Below are 26,676 nucleotides of genomic sequence, written 5' to 3' on the forward strand. Positions count from 1 at the left end.
ACCCCACCACGATCCGGTCCGGACGCAGGAAATCCTCCACCGCCGAACCCTCCCGCAGAAACTCCGGATTGCTCACCACCCCCACATCCGGCCGCCCCACCAACGCCCCCAACCGCGCCGCCGTCCCCACCGGCACCGTCGACTTCGTCACCAGCACCGCACCCGAAGCCAAAACCGGCCCCACCTCGGCCACCACCGACTCCACCACCGACAGGTCCGCCAAACCCCCCGCACCCATCGGCGTCGGCACGCACAGGAACACCACCTCCGCCCCCGCCGCCGCCTCCGCCGAACCCACCACGAACTCCAACCGCCCCGCCGACAACCCCTCCGCCACCAACTCCCCCAAACCCGGCTCCCGAATCCCCACCTCACCCCGACGCAACGCCGCCACCTTCACCGCATCCACATCGCTGCACACCACCCGATGCCCCAACGACGCCAGACACGCCCCCGTGGTCAACCCGACATAACCGGTCCCCACCACCACAATCCGACGAGACCAAGGCACAGCGCTCACCTCTCACGCGGTTCCGCGATACCGCCAGGCGCGCAGCACGGGATCCGGCTGCTCCCCGGCGAAGTCCAGCAGCGACGCCACCCCCGGCGGCACCACGTCGGGCTCGACGTCGCAATCGATCCGCTCGTCCGGCCGCAGTCCCGCCACCACGCCGTCGACGCCGACGCCGACGGCCGCGCACAGCCCGGCGAGCTGGTCGAAGAACTCCTGCCGCAGCACGCAGTAGGCATCGGTGGCCGCGGCGATCACGTCCGCCTCGCGGACCCCGGTCCGCAGCACGGGCGCGTCGACCCCGGCGTAGAGCGACAGGACGTCCTCCCGGGTCCGCTCGTCGGCGGCACCGACGACGATCCGGTCCGGGGCGGCGACGTCCGGCGCCGCGCGACCGGCGCGCAGGTTCAGCGGGTGGCTGGCGGCCGGGACGTCGCGTCCCACCGCGGCGCGCAGTTCCGCCGTGTCGTGCCACGGCGGCACGCAGCAGTTCACCACCACCGACCCGGTCGGCATCCAGCTCCCGAGCCGGTCCACCACGGACCGGGCGGCGCCGCAGACGAAGACGAAGTCGGCTCCGGACACCCGCGGCGGTGCGGTGGCGGCACCATCGGCCCACCCCACGTCGTGCCCGAGCCCGGCCAGCCCGGTGGCCAGCGCGGCGGCGGTGCGGTCCGCGCCGACCACGGCGAGGCGACGCGCGGAGCTCATCGCGGGACCTCCGCGCGCAGCAGCGGACCGGCCGCGTCGAGCACGTCCTCGGGGTGCAGCGCGAGCAGCCCGGGATCCGGCCGGTCGGCGAAGGTGTCGCCGCGGCGGCCCGCCCACAGCGCCACGTGCCGCGGGTCCTCCGGCGGCCCCCACTGCGCCGGGGCGACCGGCCCGAACAGGGTCACCGACGGGGTGCCGTAGGCGGTCGCCAGGTGCGAGACCCCGGTGTCGCCGCACACCACGAGGCGGGCCGCGGCCACCAGCGCGGCCAGCTCCGGGAGCCCGGTGCGCCCGGCCAGCACCGCCTCGTCGCCGAGCCCGCCCGCCGGGACGACCGCGAGCACCGCCGCCCGCTCCCGCCGGTCACCGGTCAGCACGACGCGCTCGCCCCGGTAGGCGAGCGCCGCGGCGACCCGCGCGAACCGCTCGGCGGGCCACCGGCGGGCGGCGTGGCTGGCGCCGGGGTGCAGCACCGCGGCGCCCGGCAGCGGCGTCGGTCCCGGCGGCGGCAAGCCGAGGTCCGCCGGGTCGGCGGGCACGCCGTGGTGCGCCAGCAGGCGGCACCAGCGCCGCACCTCGTGCTCGTCGGCGGACCAGTCGGGGCCGGGCACCTCGGGGTGGTCGGGGTGCGCGTGGCTGAGCACCCGGCGGGCTCCGGTGCCGCGCAGCGCCGCGATGCTCTGCGGTCCGCTGCCGTGGAGGTTGACGGCGACGTCCGGAGCGGGCCCGGACCACCGGAACGCGGCCAGGTCGGGGACTCCGGCGACCTCGTCCACGGCGCCGGTGGCGCGGGCCGGCCAGGTCAGCCCCTCGGGGGCGGCGAGCACGATCCGGTGGCCGGGCCAGTGCGCCCGCACGGCGCGCAGCGCGGGCACGGCGGTGAGCAGGTCGCCGAGGCCCAGGGCGCGCAGCACGAGCACCACGGGGGTCACGGCCACGAACCCTCCTCCGACGCGCAGACCACCATTTCCCGGATCTCGCAGCCCGCGGGCTGGCGCAGCGCGAACACCACGGTCTCGGCGACGTGCTCGGGCTGGTTGAGCTTGGCGTCCGGCGGCGGCTTGTACTGCTCGTCGCGACCGTCGAAGAAGGCGGTGTGCATCCCGCCGGGCACCAGCGCGGTCACCCCGACCTCGCCCGCGGTCTCGGCGGCCAGCGCCCGGCTGAACCCGACGACGCCGAACTTCGACGCGCAGTAGGCGGTCGCGTCGGGCACCGCGTTGATGCCCAGCGTCGAGGCGACGGTGACGAAGGTGCCCCGGCTCCGCCGCAGGTAGGGCAGCGCGGCGCGGGCCACCGCCGCGGTGCCGAGCAGGTTCACCCGCACGACCTGCTCCCACTCCTCGGCGGGCACCGATTCCAGCGATCCGCACGAATCGATCCCGGCCGCGCTGAACACGCCGTCCAGCCCGCCCGCCGAATCGGCCAGGTCGCGGACGGCCTGCTCGGCGGCCCGGCCGTCGGCCAGGTCGACGACGCGGTACTTCACCGGCTCGTCCGGCGCATTGCGGTCGAGCACCAGCGGGGTGCCCCCGTGCGCGGCGACCGCGCGCACCGCGGCCGCCCCGAGACCGGAGGACCCACCGGTGATGAGGACGTTGCCGAGCTGTTCCATGCGCCTCCTTCCGAACGGCCGCGCCCGTCCTGGCCGGGCGCGGCCCGCGTGTTCCGGCGCGCGCGAGAGCCGCCGCGCCGTTCAGCCCGCCGCCCCGCTGAGCAGCCGGCTGGTCGAGTAGCCCGCCACCAGGGGGACGAGCACGGTGCGCCCGCCGTAGCTCTCCACCACGCGGGTCTCGGGCAGCCGCTCGACCTCGTAGTCGCCGCCCTTCACCCAGACGTCGGGGCGGAGCTCGGCGAGCAGTTCGCAGGGGGAGGTCTCGTCGAAGACGACCACGGCATCGACGCATTCGAGCGCTTCGAGCAGCCTGCGGCGGTCTTCGGCGCGGACCACCGGGCGGTCCGAACCCTTCAGCCTGCGCACCGAATCGTCGGAGTTCAGGCAGACCACCAGGGCGTCGCCGAGCGAGCGGGCCCGGTCCAGCAGGTTCACGTGCCCGGGGTGCAGCAGGTCGAAGCAGCCGCCCGCGGCGACCACCCGCCCACCACCGCCGCGGACCTGGCGCACCAGGTCGAACGCCGAACGGCCCGGCTGCCGGCCGGCGCCCTGCTCGGCTTCGGTGGTCCAGGTCGCCGCGCCGCCCGCGGCCACGAACCGGCTCGCCTCCTCGACCGCGGCCCGGACCGCCTCGGCGATCGGCGCGCCGGCGGCCAGCGCCCGCACCACCGCCACGGCGAACCCGTCCCCGGCACCGCAGACGTCGGAACCCGCGGGCACCTCGGGCGCGGGCAGGTGGGCACCTGGCGGCACCACGACCGCGCCCCGGGCGCCGAGCGTGACCGCGACCGCCCCGCACTCCCAGTGCCGCCACAGCGCGGTCGCCGCGGCGTCCGGTGCGGTGGCCCCGCTGAGCCGGGCGGCCTCGGCGTGGTTGGGCACCACGAGGTCGGCGCGGGCCACCGGTTCGGCACCGCGCGGGTGCGGGTCCCACACCAGCGGGACGTGCGGCGGCAGCCGGGACAGCTCCCGGCGCAGCCAGGTGTTGCGCGCCACGCCGCGCCCGTAGTCGGCGACGAGCACCGCGTCGGCGTCCCGCAGCGCCTCCTGCACCGCCTCGCCGAGCGGCACGTCCGCGGCGGTGCCGTCCCCGGCGTCCAGCCGGACCACCGAGCGGCCGTCGGCGCGGACCCGCGTCTTCGTCGGCGTGCCGCCCAGGAACGGGACGTCGACCAGCCGGACCCGACCGGCCAGCAACCGGTCCAGCTCGCGGCCCGCGGCGTCGTCCCCGCGTCCCGCGATCAGGGTGACGTCCGCGCCCTCCTCGGCGGCGAGCAGCGCGGCGAGCGCGGCACCGCCCGGCCGGCGGCGGCGGGCGTCGAGATCGACCACCGGAACCGGGGCGTCCGGGCACAGCCGCGTCGCCGTTCCGGTCAGGTCGGCATCAAGCAGGGCGTCCCCGATGATCACCAGGTTCACGGCAGATCTCCTCCTCGAACGCCGCGCAGAGCGCGTGGACCAGCGCGAGGTGCATCTCCTGGATGGTGGCCACGCTCGGCGCCTCGACGCCGATCGCGTCCTCGCACACCGCGGCGAGGCTGTTGGGCAGCGGGCCGGTCATCGCCCAGGTCGCCATGTCGAGCTCCCGGGCGGTCTTGGCCGCGGCGATGATGTTGTGGCTGCGGCCGCTGGTGGACAGCGCGATCAGGACGTCGCCCGGGCGGCCGTGCGCGCGCACCCCGCGGGCGAAGACCTCCTGCTCGCCGTAGTCGTTGAGGATGGCGGTGAACGCCGAGCTGTCGGCGTGCAGCGGGATCGCCGCGTACGGCTTGCGGTCCCGCAGGAACCTGCCGGACAGCTCACCGCTGAGGTGCTGGGCCTCGGCGGCGCTGCCGCCGTTGCCGCAGGTGAGCAGGCGCCCGCCGGATTCGAGGACCTCGGCGAGCCGGGCCGCCCAGCGGCGCAGCGTCGGAGCGGCCTCGCAGGACCGCTGCGCGGCCGCGCCCAGCGCGGTGAAGTGTTCCTCGATCACGGGGCACCTCCGGTCGCGGTGGCACGCGGGCGCCGGGCGGCCAGCACACCGCGGTAGACGGTCTCGGTGTCGCGGACCAGCCGGTCCCACGCGTACTTCTCCCGGACCCGGCGCACCCCGGCGGCACCGAGGTCGGCGCGCCGGGCGGGTCGGGTCAGCAGGTCGCGCAGCGCCGCGGCGAGCGCGGCGCGGTCGCGGGGCGGCACGAGCAGTCCGGTGCCGCCGTCCACGACGGTGTCCAGGTGGCCGCCCACGGCGGTCGCCACCGGGGGCACGCCGCAGGCCATCGCCTCCAGCGGCACCGTGCCGAACGGCTCGTACCACGGCGCGGTGACCACCACGTCGGCCGAGCGGTACAGCGCGGGCGCGTCGTCGTGGTCGACCGGCCCGAGGAACACGACGCGGTCGGCGACCCCGCGCTCGCGGGCGATCCGGCGCAGCCGCGCCACCTCCGGATCGGTGTCCCAGGCCGGTGGGGCCGGGCCGCCCGCCACGAGCAGCTCCGCGTCGGGCACCGCGGCCAGCGCCTCGATCACCGCGTCCACCCCCTTGCGCTCGACCAGCCGCCCGATGCTGACGACGCGGGGCCGCTCGCCGCGCGGGAAGCGGGGGCCGTCCGGGCAGAACTTGGCCAGGTCGATCCCGCAGGGCACGATGGCGGCGCGGTCGCGCGGCATCCCCATCCCGGCGAGCTCGTCGACCTCGTCGGAGCAGGTGGCCAGCACCGCGTCCACCCGCCCGGCCAGGCCCGCCTCCAGCGCCGGGCGGTCCCGCGGGCTGGTGTCCAGCTCGCCCTGGTGGCGCCGCTTCACCCGGCCCAGCGCGTGGAAGGTCTGCAGCACCGGCAGGTCGAGCCCGGTGGCTCCCCGGCAGGCGGCCAGCCCGCTCATCCAGAAGTGCGCGTGCACCAGGTCGGGCGGATCGGCCGCCCAGCGCCGGGCCAGGTGGTCGCCGAAGTCGTCGACGTAGGGCAGCAGGTCGTCCTTGGGCACCGGTTTCGGCGGGCCCGCGGGCACGTGCTCGACGGTCACCCCGGGGCTGAACTCCGCGCGCTCGGGCAGGTCGGCGCCGTCGCGGCGGGTGTGCACGACCACCGAATGACCGAGCCGGGCCAGGCCGCTGGCGAGTTCGGCGACGTGCACGTTCTGCCCGCCGGCGTCGACGCCGCCGAGGACGGCCAGCGGGCTGGCGTGTTCGGAGACCAGGTGGACCTTCATCCGCGCACCTCCTCCAGCAAGCGGTCCCACGCGGCGTGGAACCGGCCGAGCGAGTGCTCGCGCAGCGCCGTGCGCCGCGCGGCCGCCCCGGTTTCCCGGGCCAGATCGGGATCGGCGACGAACTTCGCGACGGCGTCGGCGAGCACGTCGGGCCGGGTGGAGACCACGCCCGCCTCCGGCGGCACCGCGCGGGCCGCCTCGGTGGCGCCGAAGGCCACCACGGGCATCCCGAGCTGCATGGCCTCCAGCAGCGACAGGCCGAGCGAGGTCCACCGGTAGGGGTGGACGTAGACCCTCCTGCGGGCCAGCTCGGCGTGCAGGTCCCGCTGCGGCAGGTCCTCGTGGACCCGCACCCGGTCGTCGCCGAGCCAGCCGGGCAGGTCCCGCACGCCCATGCCGAACACGTCGAGCGGGGTGCCGCCGGTGATCCGCGGCAGCAGGTCGGTCCCGGCGATGCGGGCGCGGCGCACCGGTTCGTTGATCACTACCCCGGCCCGCGGCAGCTCGGCGGTGCAGCGGTGGCCCGGGTCGACGATGCCGTGCTCGACGACGGTGGTCGGGGCCCGGCCGCAGTCCCACATCGCCTCGTTGAAGGGGGTGACGTGGACGATCGGGATGTCGGTGCGGTCGGCCAGCGGGTGCCGGGTCGCCGCCGCGGGGCCGCGCGGCGTGTCGTGCTCGACGTAGACGGCGGGCAGGTCGGTCCCCGGCCGGCGGCCGGTCCAGCGCTCGACGAGCTCCACTTCGGACGGTCGTTGCAGCACCGCTACGTCGATCTCGGCGTCGCGCAGCTCTTCCGGCGCGACCTCCACCGCGTCGTCCGGCCACGGGAACGTCCGGGCCCGGCCCCGGCCCCAGGCGTCGCGCTCGGCGTTGACCGGCACCAGGTACCGGTGCCCGCCGCGCACGAAGGCCGTCGTCCACGAACCGTGCACGTGCCAGATCAGGATCCTCATGCCGCCCTCCGCACCGCGCCGAGCCGCCGCACCGCCGCGACCACGTCCCCGGCCCCGACGCCGGACAGGCACGGGTGGCCGGGAACCGGGCAGACCCGCGCCCGGGTGTCCCGGCACGGGGCGTGCTGGTCGCCGAGCAGGACCGTCGGCACCCCGTACGGCGCCCAGCGCGCGGCCGGCACCACCGGGGCGAACAACGAGACGACCGGGGTGCCCACCGCCGCGGCCAGGTGCGCCGGGCCGGTGTTGGGCGCCACCACGGCGTCCGCCCCGGCCAGCACCGCGGCCAGCTCCCGCAGGTCGGTCGCCCCGCCGAGGTCGGCGCCCCGGTCCCCCGCCACCGCGGCGGTCAGCTCCCGGTCGGCGGCGGCACCGGTGACCAGGACGCGGTGGCCCGCGTCGGACAACCGCGCCACCGCCTCCGCGCACCGGTGCACCGGCCACTCCCGGGCCGGGGCGGTGGCCGCCGGGTGCAGCACGACGTAGCCGGGTTCGCCCACCAGGCCGGAGACGTCCGGCAGCGGGCCCTCGATCGCCAGCCGCCCGGAATCCCCCGGCGGCAGCGCGTACCCGGCGGCCCTGGCCAGCGACAGCGCCCGCTCGGCCTCCGGCGGGTCACCGTCGACGCGGTGGCGCAGGTCCAGCAGGGAGCCGGGGTAGTCCTCGCTGATCGCGCCGATCCACTCCACCCCGGCCAGCCGCAGCAGCAGCGCCATCGGCAGCGCCGACTGGTGGAACGAGGTGAGCACCAGCGCCCGGCTCGGGGCGAGCTCGGCGATCTCGTCGACCAGCGCGCGCACGTCGTCCCGGTGCACCGGCGGGGGTTCCGGGTCGATCCACGGGGCGCACCAGCGCAGCACCCGGTCCACCCCGGGCAGCATCCCGGCCGCCGCGGCGCCGCGCGGTCCGGCCAGCACCGCGACCGGCTCACCGGCCGCCGCCACCGCGCGCACCGCGGGCCCGGCGAGCAGCACGTCGCCGAGGTTGTCCTGCCGCACCACCAGCGCCGTCATCGGACCCCACCTCGCAGCAAGCGGTCCACCGCCTCGGAGACGGTGCGCGCGACCTGGGCCGACAGCGCGGCGTGCTCGATCTCGGCGCACCGGGTGCGGCGGGTGGGGACCAGGAAGGCGCGGGCGCCCGCGGCCAGCGCCGCGCCGACGTCCCCGCCGGTGTCGCCGACGACCACGCAGCCGCCCGGCTCCACGGCCAGCGCCTCGGCGGCGCGGCGGACCAGCCCCGGGGCGGGCTTGCGGCACCCGCAGCCGTCGTCCTCGCCGTGCGCGCAGACCTGCACGGTGCCGAACGGTCCGAGCAGCCGCCGCAGCTCGGCGTTGACCGCCTCGACCTGGTCGCCGGTGAGCAGACCGCGGGCGATGCCGGACTGGTTGCTCACCACCCCGAGCGGCACGCCCTTGGCGCGCAGCCGGTCCAGCGCGGCGCGCACGCCGGGCACCGGCCGCACCAGGTCCGGGTCGCCGTTGTAGGGGACATCGTGGATGAGCGTGTCGTCGCGGTCGAACAGGACGGCCGCGGGCATCCGGCCCCGGCGCCGCACCGCCACCTCGCCGCGCAGCCGGTGCCAGCACGCCGCGGGCGGGATCAGCGCGCTGCTCACCGCCATCCGGCCGAGCTCGGCGGGCGTGCGCGGGCCGGGCAGCACCCGGCGCACCGCGAAGTCCAATGTGGACGCCAGCCACACCGCCGCGCCGAGCCGTCCGGCGCGGCGCAGGGCCGGGCGGCGGGACAGCGCGAGCGGAGCGAGCCCGGCGGCGGCCGTGGTGAGCAGGTGCAGCCGGGTGCGTCCCGGCCCCTCCCCGCTGAGCCGGCGCCAGCCGGGGCCGTGCTTGCGCCGCATCACCGCGTTGTCGGCGTTGCCGCGCTGGGCGCGGACGCTGGTCAGCAGCGAGCCCACCGGGGCCGGGTGTTCGGTGGTCCGACCGCCGTTGACCAGCCGGTGCCCGAGCGCCTGCACCCGCAGCGCGAGGTCGGCGTCCTCCCGGAAGGCGCGCGGGAAGTCCTCGTCGAAGCCGCCGGTGGCGGTGAGCACGTCCCGCCGGTACGCCATGTCGGCGGTGATCCACCAGGCCCCGGCGAGCCCCGCCGTGCCGCGTTCGGCGTCGGTGGGCCTGCGGTGCGCGGGCAGCGGCACCACGATGCGGCCCTGGCACGCCGCGACGTCCGGCGCGACGTCGTCGAGGTCCTGGGCGAGCTGCTCGCGCCACCACGGGCCGGGCAGCACGTCGTCGTCCAGGAACACCACCCAGTCCGCCTCGGTGCCGCGCCACCCGGCGTTGCGGGCCGCGGCGGGCCCCCGGCCGCCGGAGGTGAGCACCCGGCGGTCCAGCCCGGTCGGCGGCAGGGCGAGCGGGAGCTCGGGGCGCGGCCGGTCGTCGACGACCACGACCTCCTCCGGCGGCGGGCCCGCGGCGGTCTCCAGGGCGTGCAGCAGCGCCAGCAGGCTCTCCCGCCCGGTGGTGGGGATGACGACCGCGTAGCGGTGCCGCTGCGGGGCGCTCATGCCGACCTCCCGTTCCGCCGGACCACGAACGGGCCCAGCACCAGCAGGTCGATCGGCGAGGCGCCGAAGCACTCCAGGGCGTCCACCGGGCTGTCCACCATGGGGCGGCCCGCCGTGTTGAAGCTGGTGTTGATCACGGCGGGCAGCCCCGTCCTGGCGTCGAACTCCGCCAGCACCGCGCCGAGCAGGGGTTCGTCGGCGCGGTCCACGGTCTGGATGCGGGCCGTGCCGTCCACGTGCACCACGGCCGGGATGCGCTCCTGCCACTCCTCGGCGACGTCGTGCACGAACAGCATGTACGGGCTGGGCAGCGGTCCGCGGGAGAACAGCTCGTGCGCCCGGTCGGCCAGCACCATCGGGGCGACCGGGCGGAACTGCTCGCGCCCCTTGATCACGTTGAGCCGCTCGACGTTGTCGGCGTGCCCGGGGTGCGCCAGCAGCGAGCGGTGCCCCAGCGCGCGGGGGCCGAACTCGGCCCGCCCCTGGAACCACCCGACCGTGCGGTTGTCGGCCAGCGCCTCGGCGACGACCCCGGCGAGGTCGTCGGGGCGTTCGTAGCGCAGGTCGGCGTCGACGAGCACCTGTTCGAGCTCCGCGTCGGTCCAGCCCCGGCCCAGGTCGGCGCCGGGCATCGGGGTGACCGGTCCGCCGCGCTCGGCGGAGACCTGGAGCGCGGCGCCCAGCGCGGTCCCGGAGTCCCCCGCCGCCGGCTGCACCCACACCTGGTCGAACGGGCCCTCGGCGGCCAGCCGGGTGTTGGCCACGCAGTTGAGCGCGACCCCGCCGGCCAGCGCGAGGGCCCGCTGCCCGGTCCGCTGGTGCAGCCACGACGCCAGGTCCAGCAGCACCTCCTCCAGCCGCGTCTGCACGCTGGCGGCGAGCTGGGCGTGGGTCTCGTCGATCGGTTCGCCCGGGCGGCGCGGCGGCGCCCAGCGCGACCAGTCGATCCGGCCGATCTCGAACCGCCCGCCGTCGGCGCGCACCAGTTCGGCGAAATCGGCGCGGAAGATCGGTTTGGCGCAGGAGGCCAGCGCCATCACCTTGTACTCGTCGCTGGAGCGCCGGAACCCGAGGTGCTCGGTGAGGTCCTCGTACATCAGGCCCAGCGAGTGCGGCAGGGACTGCGTGGCCAGGACCTCCAGCACGCCGCCCCGATAGCTGCCCAGCAGGGCCGAGACGTCCTCGCCGCGCCCGTCGGCGGTGAGCACCGCGCACTCCTGCACCGGCGCCGCCAGGCCCGCCGAGGCGGCGTGCGCGACGTGGTGCGGGACGAAGTGGACGATCTCCGGGTCGAGACCGGGCAGCGCGGTCCGCAGGAAGGCGGGCGCGCGTTCGGCGTACCTGGTCCGCAACCACTCCCAGGTCGGGTCGGTGCCGGGCAGTGCCACGTCCACCCGCGCCGGGTCGTAGGAGTAGGCCACCGCGTCGAGCTCCGCGGCGTCGATCCCGCCCTGCCGCAGGCACCACGCCGCCGCCTGCTCGGGTTGCTCCCACGCCGAGAACGGGACCGGGCTCTTGCCGTGCTTGCGCCGCGAGAAGCGCTCCTCCTCGGCGGCGGCCACCACCCGTCCGTCCACGACGAGCGCTGCGGCCGGGTCGTGGAACACCGCGTTGATGCCGAGTACGCGCACTGTGCCGCCTTCCACCGCTTCGTCCACTTCGGCCGCCCCGTTCCCCTGAGCTGCACCAGGGCGGGCGGCCCCACTACACCGCTACCCTCCGGAGCGACGCCGGAAACCACGTCCCCCGACGCGCGCCGGTCGCTCACCCCGTGCAGTCGAGTGCGCTTGCGGACCGGCCGTTGCGGGTAGCACACGGGCGTGAGGCGCGAAGGGAGGAACCGATGCGGGTGCTGATCACCGGGTGGCCGAGCTTCGTGCGCGGTGAGGCGACCGCGGGCGACGTGCGCAGCATGTGCCGGGTGGCCGCCGGGCTGTCCGATCACGGCATCCCGCTCGACGTGGCGTGGAGCCCCCGGTTCGTGCCCGGCGGGTGGGACCTGGACGCCGCCCGCGGCACCGAGTACAGCCACGTGGTCTTCGCCTGCGGCCCGGTGGCCGGGGACCGGATCGACGCCCTGCACGAGGCGTTCCCGCGCAGCAGGCGGATCGCCGTCGGGGTGTCGGTCGTGGACGGTGGTGCGGACGGGTTCCACGTGGTGCTGCCCCGCGACGGCGGCACCGCACCGCCCGAGCTGGACCTGGCGACCCGCCCGGGCAGGCACGACGTGCCGGTGGTGGGCGTGGTGCTCGCCCCCGGCCAGCCCGAGTACGGCCCCCGCCGCAGGCACGACGTGGTGCACGAGCGGATCGGGAGCTGGCTGGGCGCGCTGGACGCGGCCCCGGTGGTGCTGGATTCCCGGTTGGACACCGCGGACTGGCGGCACTGCTCGACCGCCGACCAGTTCGCGGCGTTGCTGGGCCGCGTCGACGTGGTGCTCACCAGCCGGCTGCACGGACTGGTGTTCGCCCTCGGCGAGGGGGTGCCCGCGCTGGCGGTCGATCCGGTCGCGGGCGGCGGGAAGGTCACCGAGCAGGCCCGGGCGTGGGACTGGCCCGCGCTGGTCGGGGCCGAGCAGCTCGTCGGCGACGAGCGGGGGCGGGCGCTGGACCGCTGGTGGTCGTGGTGCCGGTCGGAGACCGGGCGGGCGCGGGCGCGGCAGCGCGCCGCCGCTGCCGAGGACGGCTCGCCGCTGGTGGCCGAGCTGGTCCGGGAACTGCGGGCGCGGCCGTGAGCGCCGTCGCCCGCACCAGCGTGGTGATCGCGACCCGCGACCGCCGCGAGGAACTGCTGCGCACCCTGCGGCACCTCGAAGGCCTCGAACCGCGCCCGCCGGTGATCGTGGTGGACAACGCCTCCACCGACGGGACCCCGGACGCGGTCGCCGAGCAGCACCCCGCGGTGACGCTGGTGCGCTCGGACCGCAACCTCGGCGCGGTGGCGCGCAACGTCGGGCTGCTGCGGGCCATCACGCCGTACGTGGCGTTCAGCGACGACGACTCGTGGTGGGACCCGGGGGCGTTGCCGCGCGCCGAGGAGGTGTTCGACGAGCACCCCGGCATCGGGTTGATCGCGGCGCGGACGCTGGTCGGCGACGCGGGCGCGGCCGACCCGGTCAACGACCTGATGCGCTCCTCCCCGCTGCCGGACGGCGACGGCCTGCCCGGACCGCGGATCCTCGGCTTCACCGCGTGCGCGGCGGTGGTGCGGCGCTCGGCCTTCCGCGAGGCGCGGGGCTTCAGCAAGGTGCTGTTCTTCGTCGCCGAGGAGAAGCTGCTGGCCTACGACCTCGCCGCGCACGGGTGGGACCTGGTCTACGTCGACGACGTGGTGGCCCACCACCACCCGTCGTCCCGGCGCGGCGGGGACCGGTGGCGGCTGTCCCAGGAGCAGCGCAACACCGTGCTGCTGTCCTGGATGCGCCGCCCGGTGGGCATCGCGCTGCGCGACTCCGCCCGGCTGGCCGGTGCGGCGGTGCGCACCGGGCCCGCCCGCCGGGCCGCGCTCGGCGCGCTGCGCCGGTTGCCCTCCGCGCTGGCCCACCGCCACCGGCTGCCCGCGGGGGTCGAGCACGAGGTGGAGGTGCTCGAATCCGAGCACGGGAGCCCGGCGACGTGAGGGAATTGCGCAACGCGCTGACCGGGCTCGTCGTCGCGGTGCCGGGCGCGGAGATGGGGTGCGCCCGGCTGCTCGACGGCCTCGGCGCGGTGCACACCGACCGGCGCGCGGCCGCGATCGACGACGCGCAGTTCGCCCGCGGCGACGGCCCCTGCGTGGAAGCCGCCCGCAGCGGACGTCCGGTGCTGGCCGCGGTCACCGAGATCCGCACGTTCTGGCCGGAATTCGCCCGCGCCGCGCGGGAGTTCCGGATCCGGGGCGTGGTGGCCGTGCCGCTGGTCGAGCGCGCGGAGCCGCTCGGCACGCTGAGCTTCTACGGCCGCTTCGCCCCGGAGGCCGAGGAGGTCGCGCGGTGGGCCGGGCTCGCGGTCATCGACCAGGTGCGACGGGAGCGGGCCGCTCCTCGGCTCGTGCGGTGATGGTGGACCGCAGCCCGGTGCGGGCGTCGATCTCCGGGCGCCACCCGAGTTCCGCCACGGCCACCGCGATGTCCGGGCACCGGCGGCGCGGATCGTCCGGTGCCGCCGCGATGTGCTCGATCGGCGACCGGGAGCCGGCGAGCTCGCGGACGAGCTCGGCGAGGTCGCGGACCCGCAGCTCGTCGGGATTGCCGATGTTGACCGGATCGGCGCGTTCGCCCGAGGCCACCGCGAGCAGGCCGCGCACCGTGTCGTCCACGTGGCACAGCGAGCGGGTCTGCTCGCCGTCCCCGGTCACCGTGATCGGCTCGTCGCGCAGCGCCTGCCGGATGAAGGTGGGCACCATCCGGCCGTCGTCGGCGCGCATCCTCGGTCCGTAGGTGTTGAAGATCCGGGCGATCCGGGTGGTCACGCCGCGGGCGCGGTAGGCGGTGGTGATCGCCTCGGCGTAGCGCTTGGCCTCGTCGTAGACCGCGCGCGGGCCGACCGGGTTGACGTTGCCCCGGTAGTCCTCCGGCTGCGGGTGCACCAGCGGGTCGCCGTAGACCTCGCTGGTCGAGGCCAGCAGGAAGCGGGCGCCGGTGCGCTCGGCCAGCTCCAGCGCGTGCTCGGTGCCCGCGCTGCCCGCGCGCAGCGTCGCCAGCGGCAGCCGGAAGTAGTGCTCCGGGGAGGCCGGCGAGGCCAGGTGCGCCACCAGGTCGAACCCCTCGCGGTCGCCGAGGTCGAGCACCGGCGCGGCGCCGATGTCGCGCTCCACCAGTTCGAACCGCGGATTCCCGCGCAGCGCGGCCAGGTTCTCCCGGCGACCGGTGCAGAAGTCGTCCAGGCACACCACCCGGGTGCCCCGGGCCAGCAGCTCCTCGCACAGGTGCGAGCCGACGAACCCGGCCCCTCCGGTGATCAGCGCGCGGTGGAAGAACACGTGGTGCTACCGCCTTTCCCCGCCGGCTCCGCCGCGTCCGGCTGCCGCGGACTTACCCGCGCCGGTGCGGGGGCAAACGAACGCGGGTACTCCGGGCAGGACGACGCTGGAGGTGTTCGATGCCCGAGGACGGTCCGCGCACGACCGCGGTGATGATGACCCACAACCGGCGGGCCGAAGCGGCGCGCGCCTTGGAGCGGATGACCGCGCTGCCCGACCGGGTGCCGATCATCGCGGTGGACAACGGGTCCACCGACGGCACCGCCGACCTGCTGGCCGCCGAGTTCCCGCAGGTGCGCCTGCTGCGCAGCACCGAGAACCTCGGCGCGGTGGCCCGCAACCTGGCGGTGCGCGAGGTGACCACCCCGTACGTGTCCTTCTGCGACGACGACTGCTGGTGGGCGCCCGGATCGCTGCGGCGCGCCGCGCGGGTGCTCGACGAGCACCCGGCGGTCGGCGCGGTGATGGGCCGGTGCGTGGTGGAACCCGACGGGCGGGACGACCCGCTCACCCCGGAGCTGCGCGGCTCACCGGTGCCCGCCCCGGCGTGGCTGCCCGGCCCCGCCCTGCTCAGCGTGATGGCGGGGCTGACCACCTTCCGCACCTCGGCGTTCCGCGCGGCCGGCGGGTTCCGGGAACGGCTGTGGCTCGGCGGGGAGGAGGAGCTGCTGGCGCTGGACCTGGCGGCGGCGGGCTGGTGGCTGTGCTGGGTGGAGGACGTCGTGGTGCACCACGCCCCCTCGGCGGCCCGCGATTCCCGGCGGCGCAGGCAGCTGGGCATCCGCAACACGCTGTGGACGACGTGGCTGCGCCGGCCGCTGCCGAGCGCGGTGCGCCGCAGCGCCGCCGTGCTCGGCTCCTCCCCCAAGGACCGGCACACCCTCGGCGCGGTCTCCGAAGCCGTCGGCGGGCTGCGCTGGGTGCTGCGCGAGCGGCGCGTCGTCCCGCCCGGGGTCGAGCGCGGCCTGCGCCGCCTGGAGGAGAGCCAGCGCAGGTCCGCGGCCCGCCGCTACGTCGACTGAAGTGCCCGCCGCGGCGCCGGAACCCGCATGAACGTCCGGGCCAGCGGGTAGGCGACATGCGTGAGCGGTGTCGCGAACGTCTTCGTGCTCGGGCTGGACGACCGGAACCTCCAGCTCGTCGAAGGCCTGCCCGGCCTCCCGCCGTGCCGCTACCACCCGTTGCTGCGCCGGGAGGAGATCATGTCCGACGCGCACGACCTGCCCCGCCTGCTGGAGATGGCGGAGGAGCGGTTGTGCTCCGCCGGGGCGGTCCCGGACGCCGTCATCGGCTACTGGGACTTCCCGGTCACCTCGATGGTGCCGATCCTGTGCCACCGCCACGGCCTGCCCGCCCCGGACCTGCGGGCGGTGGCGACCTGCGAGGACAAGTACTGGAGCCGGCTGGAGCAGCAGCGGGTCACCACGGCGCACCCGGCGTTCTCGCTGGTGGACCTCGGTCCCGAGCGGCCCGCACCGCCCGCCGGGGTGGGCTATCCGATGTGGCTCAAGCCGGTGAAGTCCTACTCCTCGGAGCTGGCGTACAAGGCCGCCGACCGCGCCGAGTTCGACGCGGCGGTGGCCGGGATCAAGCACGGCATCGACCGGGTCGGCTCGGATTTCGACCACCTGCTGTCGATGCTCGACGCGCTGCCGCCGGAGATCGCCGCCGCCGGTGGCCGGGCGTGCCTGGCCGAGGAGGAGGTGCACGGGCACCAGCTCACCGTCGAGGGCTACTGCCACCAGGGTGAACCGCACGTCTACGGGGCGATCGATTCCGCCTGCTACCCCGGGACGTCGAGCTTCCTGTGCTACCGCTACCCCTCGGCGCTGCCCCCGGAGGTGGTGGACCGGGCCACCGGCATCTCGACCCGCGTGCTGCGCCGGATCGGGCTCGACCGGTGCACGTTCAACATCGAGTTCTTCTGGGACGCCGAGCGCGACCGGCTCGACATCCTGGAGATCAACCCGCGGCTGTCGCAGTCGCACGCCCCGCTGTTCGCGTTCGTCGACGGGGCGCCCAACCTCCAGGCGATGGTGCGGCTCGCGCTCGGGCTCGCCCCGGAGCTGCCGCACCGGGCGGGGGACTTCGCCGTCGCGGGCAAGTGGCACCTGCGCACCTTCCGCGGCGACGCGGTGGTGCGCCGCTCGCCCTCGCCCGACGACCTCGCCCGGCTGCACGCCGAGTTCCCGGAGGCGATCGTGGACATCCCCGCCACCGCCGGGCTCCGGCTCTCCGAGCTGTACGCGCAGGACAGCTACAGCTACGAACTCGCGGCCGTCTACCTCGGCGGCCAGGACGACGACGACCTCGCGGCCAAGTGGGACCGCTGCGTGCAACTGCTGCCCTTCGAACTGGACGAGGAGGCCATCGGATGAAGACCGTCAGCTCCCTGCCCCACGAGATCGCCGAGGAGGAACACGTCTGGATCCCGCTGTCCGACGGCACCCGGCTGGCCGCCCGGATCTGGCGTCCGACCGCATCGGATGCCGAGCCGGTGCCCGCGATCCTGGAGTTCATCCCCTACCGCAAGCGCGACCTGACCGCGCTGCGGGACTCCATCAACCACCCGTACCTGGCCGGGCACGGCTACGCGTGCGCCCGGGTGGACCTGCGGGGCAGCGGTGACTCCGAGGGCGTGCTCGTCGACGAGTACCTGGAGCAGGAGCTGCAGGACGGCATGGAGGTGCTGGAGTGGCTGGCGTCCCAGCCGTGGTGCACCGGCCGGACCGGCATGATGGGCATCTCCTGGGGCGGGTTCAACGCGCTGCAGATCGCCGCGCGCCGCCCCCCGAGCCTCGGCGCGATCGCCGCGCTGAGCTACACCGACGACCGCTACGCCGACGACGTGCACTACATGGGCGGTTGCCTGCTCGGCGACAACCTGTCCTGGGCGGCGACGATGTTCGCCTACACCTCGTGCCCGCCGGACCCGGAGCTGGTCGGCGACCGGTGGCGGAAGATGTGGCGCGAGCGGCTGGAGGGCAGCGGGCACTGGCTGGAGGCGTGGCTGGAGCACCAGCGCCGCGACGACTACTGGCGCCACGGGTCGGTGTGCGAGGACTTCTCCAGCGTCCAGTGCCCGGTGCTCGGCGTCAGCGGGTGGGCTGACGGCTACTCCAACGCGGTGTTCCGCACCCTGGAGGGCCTCGACGTGCCGCGGAAGGGCCTGATCGGGCCGTGGTCGCACAAGTACCCGCACCTCGGCAAGCCCGGCCCGGCGATCGGCTTCCTGCAGTCCCTGGTGCGCTGGTGGGACCGCTGGCTCAAGGACGTCGACAACGGCATCATGAACGGGCCGATGCTGTGCGCCTGGATGCAGGAGAGCGTGCCGCCCTCCACCGCCTACGAGGAGCGCCCCGGCCGCTGGGTCGGGGAACCGTCGTGGCCGTCCCCGCACGTGCGGCGGATCCCCTACCCGCTCGGCCTCTACCAGATCGGCAAGGAGGGCCAGGAGCTGAGCTCCCGGCCGCTGAGCGTGGAATCCCCGCTGTCGGTCGGGCAGTACGCGGGCAAGTGGTGCTCCTACAACGCACCCCCGGACCTGCCCTACGACCAGCGTGAGGAGGACGGCGGCTCGCTGGTGTTCGACAGCGACCCGCTGACCGAGCGCTGCGAGATCCTCGGCGGGGCGGTGGCCGACCTGAGCATCGAGGTGGACCGGCCGGTGGCGATGGTGGCCGCGCGGCTCTCCGACGTCGACGAGGACGGCCGCGCCACCCGCGTCACCTACGGGCTGCTCAACCTGACCCACCGCAACGGCAACGCCGAACCCGAGCCGCTGGTGCCCGGGCAGCGCTACCAGGTGCGGGTGCAGCTCAACGGCGTCGCGCAGGCGTTCCCGCCGGGCCACCGCATCCGGCTGGCGCTGTCGACCTCGTACTGGCCCCTGGCGTGGCCCCCGCCGGAACCCGTGCAGCTCACCGTCTACCCGGAGCAGAGCTCGTTCGAGCTGCCGATCCGCCCGGTGCGCGAGCCCGACGAGCTGCCCACCCCGCTGTTCCACGAACCGGAGGGCGCCGAGCCGCTGGCCAGCACGCACCTGTCCGCCGGGGAGCAGAAGTGGCAGATCAGCAAGGACCTGGCCGACTACAGCTCGGCGCTGGAGGTGGTCAAGGACCTCGGCGTGGTCCGGTTCGACGACATCGGCCTCGACGTCGAGCGGCGCGCCGAGGAGACCTACAGCTGGTCCGGTGACGACTTCGACTCGGTGCGCGGCGACGTGGAGTGGACGATGGGCTTCTCGCGGGGCGACTGGTCGGCGGGCACGGTCACCCGCACCACGCTGACCTCGACCCGGACCCAGTTCCACCTGCACGCCGAGCTCGACGCCTACGAAGGCGGTCAACGGGTGTACTCGGACAACTGGGACCGCTGGATCCCCCGCGACCACGTCTGAGGCCTCCGGCAGCGCCGCGCGGCGGCGCGGTCGCGGAACCCCGGTGGCGGTGCCGTCGCGCGGCGGGCGCCGCCGGGGTTTCACCCCGAACGCGGTCGGCAACCCGCCTGCTAGGAGGTCCTCCCGGGCAGGGCGGGGCGCCCGGCCGGCACCGCCCCGCGATCCGTTCTGCGAGGAGTCCCATGGCACGACAGCAGCAACCGCCCGACCCGGACCCCGACCGCACCCCCGGACTGGACCCCGGCGGCGGGGTCCCGCCGGGTGAGACCCCACCGGACTCGGCCTCGGCCACCGAGGCCACCACGTTCACCACCCGACCCGGCTCGCGGTCGGCCAAGTGGATCTGGCTGGTGCTCCTCGCCGTGGTCGTGCTGCTGGTGGCCGGGTTCTTCGTCTTCCGCGTCGTGATCGGGTGACCCGGCGGCGCGCTGATCGCCGCGCGCGGGTTTGATCCGGGCCCGCAGCGTCAACCCAGTGCGCGAGGAGCCGCCCGGTGATCGCCGGGCCCGGACCGAGGGAGGAGGTCACCCCGTGCGACGGAACGGGATCGGAGCCGTACCGCAGCAGGTGCGCAGGAAGCTCGGCGACGTGGTGCGGACCGGGATCGCCCGCGGTCGTCGGTTCCGCCGCGACCCGCTGCTGCACACCGGCCCGAGGGTCCCGCCGGACCACCGGCGCGGGCGCTGAGCCCGCCGGCGGGGCGAGGACACAGCTACAGGAGGTGCTGTCATGGCCAGGACTCAGACACACCCGGTGCACGTGGTGCACCGGATCGGCGCCGCGGCGCTGGGCGTGGCACTGCTCGTGTTCGGCGTGCTCGGACTCGCCCGCAACGTGCCGTGGCTGTTCGCCGGTGAACTCGTGTGGGGCCTGTCCACCAACGGCGCGCTGGCGGTGCTGTCGATCGTGGCGGGGCTGGTGCTGGTCATCTCCTCGGTGTGGGGCGGACGGCTCGCCTCCACGGTGAGCATCGGGCTCGGCGTGCTGTTCCTGCTGTCCGGACTGGTGCACCTCGGGATCATCCACACCGGCGCCAACGTGCTCGGCTTCCGGCTGTCGAACTGCCTGTTCAGCCTGATCGCCGGGTTGTTCCTGGCGGTGCTCGGGTTCTACGGCCGGGTCAGCGGCGGGCTGCCGCCGGACAACCCGTACCGGCGCGAGCACCCGATCAAGCACCACCGGCCGGACCCGGACGAGCAGATCCGCGCCGAGTCGGGCGACGAGCAGCACCAGCGGCTGATGGACGCCGAGATCTCGGTCGCCGAAGGCACCGCGACCCGCGAGCAGGCCGAGGCCGTCGAGCGGGAGCGGGCCCGCAAGCTGGAGCAGGACCGCAAGCACCGCAGCACCCGCTGAGCGCGACCCGCGCCGATCGGGGCCCGTCCACTGCGGACGGGCCCCGATCGCGCGCGCTCACCGGGGTTCGACCAGGCGCCGGTTCATCGCCTCGAACGCGCCGGCCGTGGCGATCCCGTAGCACAGGTGCGGCACCAGGTCGCTGACCCAGGAATCCGCGTCCCAGGTGCGCGGGTCGGTGACGCCGAGCGCGGTCATCGGCGCGTTCGATCCGGCGGCGGCGAGCAGACCGACGCCCACCGCCAGCACCGGCGTCGGCAGCCGCGGCCACCGCCCGCGCGCCACCGCGTACCCGACACCGCTGGCCACCCCGGTGACGATGCCCAGCAGCGCCCCGGCCGCCGAACGCCGGTTCCCCTCCGCCTCGTCGTCGGAGCTCAGCGAGGTGCCCGCGGCCTGCTCGGCCCGGCGCACCGTCTCCTCCGGCGTGCTGCTGGGCCCCCGGGCCCGCAGCAGCATGTCCAGGTAGGTCGTCGCTTGGAGCGCGGTGGTCCCGGCGGCTCCCGCCGCGGCACCGCGCCAGAGGTGGGACATGTCCCCTCCTCGGCTCGATGGGCAGTTGCAGGCCGGGCTTTCCCGCGCGCGACCGGGCGGAAACCCGGCGGGCACCGCTCCCCCATTCGGGCGGCGGCCGTTTGCCCCCGCCGCCCACCGGGAACTCCGAAGGACACCGCGGGGAGGACCATGGCCGACGCCCAGGACAGCAACGGGTTCGCGCGGACCGCGCGCGAGCTCCGCGACGCCGCGTGGCCGCTCACCGGTTCGGTCCCGTGGTGGTGCGGCACCGGTGGCGACGCGGAGCCCGGCTGGTCCGGGAACCTCGGGCCGCTGCTCGGGCTGCCCGGTGCCGCCGAGGCGGAGGTCCGCGCCGAGTTCGCCCACCTGCTCCGGCCGCTGCTCGACGCCGCGGACGCCGAACCCGACCGGCGGGAGTTCGACGTCCACCGGGCCCGCGAATCGCGCGAGACGGGACCGGTGGTGCTGCGCCTGCGCGCCCGGCGGTGCGATGACGAGGCAGGCGGCCTGGTGGGGGTCATCACCGACGTCACCACCGAAGCCGAGGGCAGGCAGGCGCTGGCCGATCTCGCCGAGCGCTACCGGTCGCTCATCGAGCAGCACCCGGAGCCGGTGTGCGTGCACCAGGACGAGCTCGTCGTCTACGTCAACACCGCGGCGCTGCGGCTGGTCGGCGCGGAGTCCAGCGCGGCGGTGGTGGGCCGCCCCCTCGCCGACTTCCTGACCCGCGAGACGCGGGTCGGGCTGCGCAGGCAGCTCGCGGTGCTCAGCGGCCCGGCGGGCACCCCGCCCGCCGCCGGCTACCTGGTGCGGCTGGACGGCTCCCAGGTGCTGGTGGAGGCGGTGTCGGTGCGCACCACCTGGAACGGCCGACCGGCGGTGCAGGCGGTGCTGCGCGACATCTCCGCGCAGCGGGCGGCCGAAGCGGCGCTGCACGACCAGGCCGCGCTGATGCACCACGTGCACAACGCGATCATCTCGACCACCGGGGACGCGGTGATCACCAGCTGGAACCCCGCGGCGGAGGCGATCTACGGCCTTCCCTCGCACCGGGCGTTGGGCCGCCCCGCCGGGGAGGTGTTCGGCGCCGCGGTCGACCCGGCGGAACTGGTGGACTCGGGCGGGGTCACCGAGATCGAGCACCGGCACGCGGACGGCACCCCGCTGACGATCCGGATCTCGGCGGCGCGGCTGGCCGACGGGTTCATCCTGGTGTGCGCCGACGAGACCGCCCGGCGCCGCGCGGAGGAGCACTACGCCACCGTGGTCGACTCGCTCGGCGAAGGCGTCGTGGTGGTCGACACCGACGGCCGGATCGAATCCGCCAACCCGGCGGCGGCGCAGATCCTCGGGACCACCCGCGAACACCTGCTCGGCCTGCGCGCGGCGACCTGGGCGCTGTACCACCGCAACGGCAAGGCCCTGGAGGACGGGGCGCACCCGTCGAGCATGACGGGCCGGACCGGGCAACCCCAGCGGCTGCGCTCGGTGCGGACCGTGCGCGGGGACGGGCGCGGGGTCTGGCTGTCGATCTCCACCCACTCCCTGACCCCCGGGGACCCGCCGCCGCACCCGGTGGTGCTGTCCTTCACCGACATCACCGAGTCCCGCGCCATCCGCAAGCGGCTGGAGCGCCAGGCCGTCCGCGACCCGCTGACCGGGCTGGCCAACCGGAGCACCGTGCTGCGGCGGCTGAGCACCGACCTGCGCACCGCGCGCACGCCGGTCGCGGTGCTGTTCATCGACCTGGACCGGTTCAAGGTGATCAACGACTCGCTCGGCCACCAGTTCGGCGACCGGGTGCTGCGGATGATCGCCCGGCGGCTGTCCGGCATGGTGCGCCCCGACGAACTGGCGGGCCGGCTCGGCGGCGACGAGTTCGTGGTGCTCAGCGGCGGCGAGGTCGGCGACCTGCGCCGGCTCGCCGACCGGGTGCGCTCGGCGCTGGACGCACCGCTCACCGCGCACGGCAGGCAGATCCACGTGGAGGCCAGCGTCGGCATCGCGGTCGCCGACACCGACGACCGGCGCAACGCCGAGGAGGTGCTGCGGGACGCCGACGTGGCGATGTACCAGGCCAAGAGCCGCGGACGCGGGCAGCTGGCGGTGTTCGACGTCGGGCTGCGGGAGCGGATGCAGCGCCACCTCGAACTGGAGCAGGACCTGCGCCGGGCCGGGCGGCTGGACCAGTTGTGGCTGGCCTACCAGCCGATCGTCTCGCTGCCCGAACGCCGGCCGGTGGCGGTGGAGGGCCTGCTGCGCTGGACGCACCCGGTGCACGGCACGGTCTCGCCCGGCGAGTTCATCCCGCTGGCCGAGGAGTCCGGCCTGATCCACGACATCGGTGCCCGGATGCTCGGCACCGCGACCCGGGAGCTGGCCGGTTACCGCGGCGGGGGTGGGCTGCCGCTGACGCTGAAGGCGAACCTGTCGGCGCGGCAGCTCGACGACCCGTCGCTGGTCGAGTCGGTGCTGGCCGCCTTGGAGGCGGCGGGATTGCCGCCCGAGGTGCTCTGCCTGGAGATCACCGAGAGCGCGCTGATGGAGGACGTGCGCAACGCCAAGCAGACGCTGGAGTCGGTGCGCCGCGCGGGGGTGGCGCTGGCCATCGACGACTTCGGCACCGGGCACTCGTCGCTGGCGCAGCTCCTGCGGCTGCCGGTGGACACGCTCAAGATCGACCGCTCGTTCACCGCCCGGATCGGCCCGGCGGCCGAGGCGCGGGCGATCGTGCAGAGCATCATCGCGATGGCGCACGCGGTGGGGCTCTCGGTGATCGCCGAGGGCGTGGAGGACGCCGAGCAGCTCGCGGTCCTGGTCGACCTGGGCTGCGACGAGGTGCAGGGCTTCCACTTCGGCCGGCCCACCCCGATCACCGAGCTGCCCGAGGTGCTCGCCGGGATCACCCCGGAGGTGGAGGTGCCCGCGCAGCAGCCGAGCACGGCGGACACCCCGGCGCACCGGCTCCGGTGATCCGCAGCCCGCGACCGGCGGCGAATCGGGGACCGCGCGCCCGGCGGATCGCTATGCTGCTCGAACCCACCCGGACGGGTGAGGTGCCGGGAGGGGTGGCGATGGATCCGATCAGCCTGGTGGTCGGCGGGGTGCTGCTCGCCCTCGGTTTCGCGGCGGGGCGGTTCGGCCGGGTCCGGTCGAAGGCGCGGGCGAAGGAGCAGATCACCGCGTCCTGCGGCTGCGGCCACGGCCTCGACCAGCACGATCCCGAGGACGGCACCTGCCACGCCGAACTGCGGCGCTCCCGGTACGTCGACGGGGGCTGGGACGGGCACGAGTACGTCCCGTGCACCTGTCGGCAGTACGTCGGGCCCCGCCCCGTGGAGGAGCTGTTCGCGCCGAAGTACCTGCCGCCGAGCGGCTGACGACCCCGTCCGGTCCGGCCGCCCGGCGGCGGGCGATCAGCCGGGTTGGCAGTGCGGGCACCACACCGTCGCGCGACCGCCGAACCGGCCGCGCCGCAACGCCGTCGAGCAGCGCGGACAGCGGCCGTCGTGCTCGTCGCGGTGCCCGGTGAGCCAGGACGGCCGGTCCGGCACCCGCCCGACGCGGCTGGATTGCCGCAGCACCGCGCCCAACCGCCGGTGCAGGTTGGTCCACTCCGGGGCGCGCAGCTCGGTGGTGGCCGCGTCGGGGGGCAACCTGGACCGCCACAGGATCTCGTCGACGCAGAGGTTGCCGAGCCCGGCGAGGGCGGTCTGGTCCATCAGCGCGGGCTTGAGCTGCCTGCGGGAGCGGGTCAGCCGGGCGCGCAGGTCGTCGCGGTCGATCGCGGCGGCGTCCGGGCCCAGATCGCCCAGCACGTCGTCGGCCTCGGACTCGTCGCGGGCCCACCGGAGGCCGGTCAGCTTGCGCATGTCCCGGTAGCGCAGCGCACCCCCGTCGAACTCGAACACCACCCGGTCGTGCCGGTGGTCCGGCTCGTCGGTGCCACCCCACACGAACGCCCCGGTCATCCCGAAGTGGGCCAGCAGCTCCGGGAACCGCCCGCCGGTGGGCACCACCAGCCACTTGCCGTGCCGGTCCGGCCGCCCGAAGGTCCGGCCGGTCAGCTCCCGGGCGAAGGCGTCGGCGGACCCGTGCACCACGCCCGCGTCCCGCACCCGGACCCGCCGCGTCGTCGCTCCGGCCGCGTGGTCGGCGACGACCCGGCGGAACCCCTCGACGTCGGGCAGTTCGGGCATGCCAGCGGACTACCCGGCGAGACTCCCGTCCAGTCCGACGCCCGGCAGCCCGCTGACGTGGGTGCGGGCGGTGGCCGGGCCGGTGCGCGGGCGAGCACCTCCTGCTCGGGCGACCCCCGGCGCGCCGCGGGAACTACTCGTCGGGTGGGCCGGTCCGGCCTTCGTCGGCCTCGCCGCCGATCTCCGGGCCGATCGGGGCGTCCAGCTCGTCCTGCTCCCGCACGGCGTCGTGCTCGGGCTGGTCGGCGACCTGCCGTTCGGCCTCGGTCTCCTCCCCGCCGAGGCCACCGGGCTGGTGGCGGACCTGCGCGTCCTCCTCGACCTCCGGTTCGAGGTCGCGGCGGGCCCGGCCGTTCTGCTGTTCCACCATGCCCGCCGATTACCCGCGGGTCCGGACGGTTAGTCCCGGGCGCGGGCGGTGAAGCGCAACGCGAACGGGTTCAGCCCGTAGGGCAGCGGCCGGGCCGGGTCCAGGCGCCCGAACGGGCGCAACCGGAAGTCCTGGTCGCGCAGCAGCACCGCCAGGAAGGTGCTCGCGCTGTAGAGCACCAGCTCCCGGGCCGGGCAGGTGCCGGGACCGGCGCTGAACGGGACGAGCGCCTCGGAGCGCCGGGCGCGACCGTCCAGCCAGGCGTCCGGGTCGAAGCGGTGCGCCTGCGGCACGGTCCGCTCGTCGCGGTGGAAGAACGAGCTGATGATCAGCGCCGTGGCCGCCTCGGGCAGCGCGCCGCCGTCCCACCGGGTGCGGGACGTGCTGTCGCGCAGCACCACGGCCGTGGTGGGCCACAACCGCACCGACTCCAGCACGCAGGCGCGCAGCAGCGGCAGGTCCTGGGGCGCGGTGAGGTCCCGGTCGGCCAACTCGGCGCGGACCCGCGCCGCGATCCCGTCGTGCGAGGCCAGCAGCGCCAGCGCTCGCACGGTCGCCATCCCGGCCGGGTCGGAGGCGAACAACCAGTGCGGCACCTGCCCCGCCGGGTCGGTCCCCGGCGCGGCCGGGGTCCCGGCGACCAGGCCCGCGAGGCTGCCCGGCTCGGCGCGGTCGAGGTGCCCGGCGAGGCGGCGGTCGAAGCGGTGGCGCAGCGCGGTCCGGGCGGGCTTGGCGTAGGCCCAGTTGGCGTCCCGGCGCAGCTTCTCCAGCAGGCGGGTGAGCTCGGTGTCGTCCCGGGCGCCGTCGCCGAGCAGCACCCGGCGCATCGCCCGGCGCCACGCCGGGGCGAAGTCGTCCCAGCCGAACGCGCCGCGGCGCGCGGCCGCCGCACCGGCCTGGCGCGCCTCCTGCTCGATCTTGCCGACCAGCGACCCGGCGAGGTGGTGCACCGGCGCCCCGGTGTCCAGCACCGCCTCGTTGAACCCGCGCCGGGCCGGACGCGCCTCCGGGGGCGAGATGAGCACCCCGCGCGGCTGGAAGTGCCGCAGGGCGGCGCGCTTCTCCACCGCGTCGAGCGCGAACGGGTCGGGCGAGCCGGCCAGCACCCGCGCCACGTCGCGCGGGGCGAGCAGCAGGTAGAACGACCGCCCGGGCACCCGCAGGCGCAGCGGGCCGTCGCCGTAGCGGTCGCGCATCCGCTGCAGGAAGCGGACGGTCCGCCGATCGGCGCCGACCCGGCCGGCCAGCCGCACGGCCGCCGGGCGCCGCGCGATGACGCCTTGGGCGAGGATCGGGACGAGCACGTCGGTCGCGGCGCGGACGGTGTCGGCCGCGGAAGCCTGGGCCGGGGGTGCGGAAGTCATCCTCTCGCTT

The 26,676-nt window shown here is 75.8% G+C and carries 26 protein-coding genes and 1 pseudogene; 11 read left to right on the forward strand and 16 right to left on the reverse strand.

The genetic code is table 11. The features are described from left to right. The 11 genes and pseudogenes from ABD976_RS09745 to ABD976_RS09795 form a co-directional block, all read right to left on the reverse strand. Nucleotides 1-487: pseudogene (locus tag ABD976_RS09745) on the reverse strand (UDP-glucose 6-dehydrogenase); the annotation flags it as partial. A gap of 36 nt (nucleotides 488-523) precedes the next feature. Further along, nucleotides 524-1,222, reverse strand: coding sequence for a hypothetical protein (locus ABD976_RS09750; RefSeq protein WP_345360654.1), 699 nt, complete (start codon nucleotides 1,220-1,222; stop codon nucleotides 524-526). Then, complete coding sequence (locus ABD976_RS09755) at nucleotides 1,219-2,154, reverse strand: glycosyltransferase family 9 protein (protein WP_425570087.1); 936 nt, start codon at nucleotides 2,152-2,154, stop codon at nucleotides 1,219-1,221. Before ABD976_RS09755 ends, ABD976_RS09750 begins: the two co-directional genes overlap by 4 nt. Beyond that, nucleotides 2,151-2,837, reverse strand: coding sequence for an SDR family oxidoreductase (locus ABD976_RS09760; RefSeq protein WP_345360660.1), 687 nt, complete (start codon nucleotides 2,835-2,837; stop codon nucleotides 2,151-2,153). The genes ABD976_RS09755 and ABD976_RS09760 overlap by 4 nt, the downstream gene beginning before the upstream one ends. An 81-nt stretch (nucleotides 2,838-2,918) precedes the next feature. Then, on the reverse strand, nucleotides 2,919-4,256 hold the full coding sequence (gene rfaE2, locus ABD976_RS09765; protein ID WP_345360663.1) for a D-glycero-beta-D-manno-heptose 1-phosphate adenylyltransferase: 1,338 nt from the start codon (nucleotides 4,254-4,256) through the stop codon (nucleotides 2,919-2,921). Continuing rightward, entirely contained in the window at nucleotides 4,222-4,809 is a 588-nt protein-coding gene (locus ABD976_RS09770) for a D-sedoheptulose-7-phosphate isomerase (protein WP_345360666.1), read from the reverse strand. Before ABD976_RS09770 ends, rfaE2 begins: the two co-directional genes overlap by 35 nt. Beyond that, nucleotides 4,806-6,026 carry a glycosyltransferase gene (locus ABD976_RS09775; RefSeq protein ID WP_345360669.1) on the reverse strand — a complete coding sequence of 407 codons (1,221 nt, stop codon included), beginning with the start codon at nucleotides 6,024-6,026 and terminating at the stop codon, nucleotides 4,806-4,808. The genes ABD976_RS09770 and ABD976_RS09775 overlap by 4 nt, the downstream gene beginning before the upstream one ends. Then, a complete protein-coding gene (locus ABD976_RS09780) occupies nucleotides 6,023-6,982 on the reverse strand; it encodes a glycosyltransferase (RefSeq protein WP_345360672.1) in 960 nt (319 codons plus the stop codon). Before ABD976_RS09780 ends, ABD976_RS09775 begins: the two co-directional genes overlap by 4 nt. Next, nucleotides 6,979-7,995: a glycosyltransferase family 9 protein gene (locus tag ABD976_RS09785; RefSeq protein WP_345360675.1), complete on the reverse strand. Its 1,017-nt coding sequence runs from the start codon at nucleotides 7,993-7,995 to the stop codon at nucleotides 6,979-6,981. Before ABD976_RS09785 ends, ABD976_RS09780 begins: the two co-directional genes overlap by 4 nt. Beyond that, entirely contained in the window at nucleotides 7,992-9,503 is a 1,512-nt protein-coding gene (locus tag ABD976_RS09790; RefSeq protein ID WP_345360678.1) for an HAD-IIIA family hydrolase, read from the reverse strand. Before ABD976_RS09790 ends, ABD976_RS09785 begins: the two co-directional genes overlap by 4 nt. Next, nucleotides 9,500-11,134, reverse strand: a complete 1,635-nt coding sequence (locus tag ABD976_RS09795; protein ID WP_345360681.1) for a carbamoyltransferase family protein — start codon at nucleotides 11,132-11,134, stop codon at nucleotides 9,500-9,502. The genes ABD976_RS09790 and ABD976_RS09795 overlap by 4 nt, the downstream gene beginning before the upstream one ends. A 212-nt stretch (nucleotides 11,135-11,346) precedes the next feature. Here ABD976_RS09795 and ABD976_RS09800 point away from each other — a divergent pair, with 212 nt between their 5' ends. The 3 genes from ABD976_RS09800 to ABD976_RS09810 are packed head-to-tail and all read left to right on the forward strand — an operon-like array spanning nucleotide 11,347 to nucleotide 13,540. Continuing rightward, a complete protein-coding gene (locus ABD976_RS09800; RefSeq protein ID WP_345360684.1) occupies nucleotides 11,347-12,237 on the forward strand; it encodes a polysaccharide pyruvyl transferase family protein in 891 nt (296 codons plus the stop codon). Next, nucleotides 12,234-13,121, forward strand: coding sequence for a glycosyltransferase family 2 protein (locus ABD976_RS09805; protein WP_345360687.1), 888 nt, complete (start codon nucleotides 12,234-12,236; stop codon nucleotides 13,119-13,121). The genes ABD976_RS09800 and ABD976_RS09805 overlap by 4 nt, the downstream gene beginning before the upstream one ends. Beyond that, the gene (locus ABD976_RS09810) at nucleotides 13,118-13,540 is read left to right on the forward strand and encodes a GAF domain-containing protein (RefSeq protein ID WP_345360690.1); all 423 of its coding nucleotides are present in this window, start codon (nucleotides 13,118-13,120) and stop codon (nucleotides 13,538-13,540) included. The genes ABD976_RS09805 and ABD976_RS09810 overlap by 4 nt, the downstream gene beginning before the upstream one ends. On the opposite strand, the gene ABD976_RS09815 is transcribed toward ABD976_RS09810, so the two are convergent. Continuing rightward, nucleotides 13,491-14,462 (reverse strand): NAD-dependent epimerase/dehydratase family protein, encoded by a 972-nt coding sequence (locus ABD976_RS09815; RefSeq protein WP_345360693.1) that lies wholly within the window; start codon nucleotides 14,460-14,462, stop codon nucleotides 13,491-13,493. The genes ABD976_RS09810 and ABD976_RS09815 overlap by 50 nt on opposite strands. A 119-nt stretch (nucleotides 14,463-14,581) precedes the next feature. On the opposite strand from ABD976_RS09815, the gene ABD976_RS09820 reads away from it, so the two are divergent. The 6 genes from ABD976_RS09820 (at nucleotide 14,582) to ABD976_RS09845 (ending at nucleotide 20,217) form a co-directional block, all read left to right on the forward strand. Beyond that, nucleotides 14,582-15,484, forward strand: coding sequence for a glycosyltransferase family 2 protein (locus ABD976_RS09820; protein WP_345360696.1), 903 nt, complete (start codon nucleotides 14,582-14,584; stop codon nucleotides 15,482-15,484). Between the two features lie 60 nt (nucleotides 15,485-15,544). After that, nucleotides 15,545-16,840, forward strand: a complete 1,296-nt coding sequence (locus ABD976_RS09825; protein ID WP_345360699.1) for an ATP-grasp domain-containing protein — start codon at nucleotides 15,545-15,547, stop codon at nucleotides 16,838-16,840. Continuing rightward, on the forward strand, nucleotides 16,837-18,861 hold the full coding sequence (locus tag ABD976_RS09830) for a CocE/NonD family hydrolase (RefSeq protein WP_345360701.1): 2,025 nt from the start codon (nucleotides 16,837-16,839) through the stop codon (nucleotides 18,859-18,861). The genes ABD976_RS09825 and ABD976_RS09830 overlap by 4 nt, the downstream gene beginning before the upstream one ends. Nucleotides 18,862-19,043: 182 nt before the next feature. Beyond that, entirely contained in the window at nucleotides 19,044-19,277 is a 234-nt protein-coding gene (locus ABD976_RS09835; RefSeq protein WP_345360703.1) for a DUF6480 family protein, read from the forward strand. Nucleotides 19,278-19,392: 115 nt separating this feature from the next. Beyond that, on the forward strand, nucleotides 19,393-19,548 hold the full coding sequence (locus ABD976_RS09840; RefSeq protein WP_345360705.1) for a hypothetical protein: 156 nt from the start codon (nucleotides 19,393-19,395) through the stop codon (nucleotides 19,546-19,548). Between the two features lie 42 nt (nucleotides 19,549-19,590). Then, a complete protein-coding gene (locus ABD976_RS09845; protein WP_345360708.1) occupies nucleotides 19,591-20,217 on the forward strand; it encodes a DUF4383 domain-containing protein in 627 nt (208 codons plus the stop codon). Nucleotides 20,218-20,274: 57 nt separating this feature from the next. On the opposite strand, the gene ABD976_RS09850 is transcribed toward ABD976_RS09845, so the two are convergent. Further along, nucleotides 20,275-20,751: a hypothetical protein gene (locus ABD976_RS09850; protein ID WP_345360711.1), complete on the reverse strand. Its 477-nt coding sequence runs from the start codon at nucleotides 20,749-20,751 to the stop codon at nucleotides 20,275-20,277. Between the two features lie 150 nt (nucleotides 20,752-20,901). On the opposite strand from ABD976_RS09850, the gene ABD976_RS09855 reads away from it, so the two are divergent. Then, complete coding sequence (locus tag ABD976_RS09855; protein ID WP_345360714.1) at nucleotides 20,902-23,706, forward strand: sensor domain-containing protein; 2,805 nt, start codon at nucleotides 20,902-20,904, stop codon at nucleotides 23,704-23,706. A gap of 101 nt (nucleotides 23,707-23,807) precedes the next feature. Continuing rightward, nucleotides 23,808-24,113 carry a hypothetical protein gene (locus tag ABD976_RS09860; protein WP_345360717.1) on the forward strand — a complete coding sequence of 102 codons (306 nt, stop codon included), beginning with the start codon at nucleotides 23,808-23,810 and terminating at the stop codon, nucleotides 24,111-24,113. 36 nt (nucleotides 24,114-24,149) lie between these two features. Here ABD976_RS09860 and ABD976_RS09865 read toward each other — a convergent pair whose 3' ends face one another. The 3 genes from ABD976_RS09865 to ABD976_RS09875 all read right to left on the reverse strand — a co-directional run bounded on the left by ABD976_RS09865 (nucleotide 24,150) and on the right by ABD976_RS09875 (nucleotide 26,666). Next, entirely contained in the window at nucleotides 24,150-24,932 is a 783-nt protein-coding gene (locus ABD976_RS09865) for an Fpg/Nei family DNA glycosylase (protein ID WP_345360720.1), read from the reverse strand. Between the two features lie 133 nt (nucleotides 24,933-25,065). Next, nucleotides 25,066-25,302 carry a hypothetical protein gene (locus ABD976_RS09870; protein WP_345360723.1) on the reverse strand — a complete coding sequence of 79 codons (237 nt, stop codon included), beginning with the start codon at nucleotides 25,300-25,302 and terminating at the stop codon, nucleotides 25,066-25,068. Nucleotides 25,303-25,331: 29 nt separating this feature from the next. After that, nucleotides 25,332-26,666, reverse strand: a complete 1,335-nt coding sequence (locus ABD976_RS09875; RefSeq protein WP_345360726.1) for a cytochrome P450 — start codon at nucleotides 26,664-26,666, stop codon at nucleotides 25,332-25,334. Nucleotides 26,667-26,676: the final 10 nt, after the last annotated feature.

This window comes from Saccharopolyspora cebuensis, assembly GCF_039542665.1.
Taxonomy (GTDB): Bacteria; Actinomycetota; Actinomycetes; order Mycobacteriales; family Pseudonocardiaceae; genus Saccharopolyspora; species Saccharopolyspora cebuensis.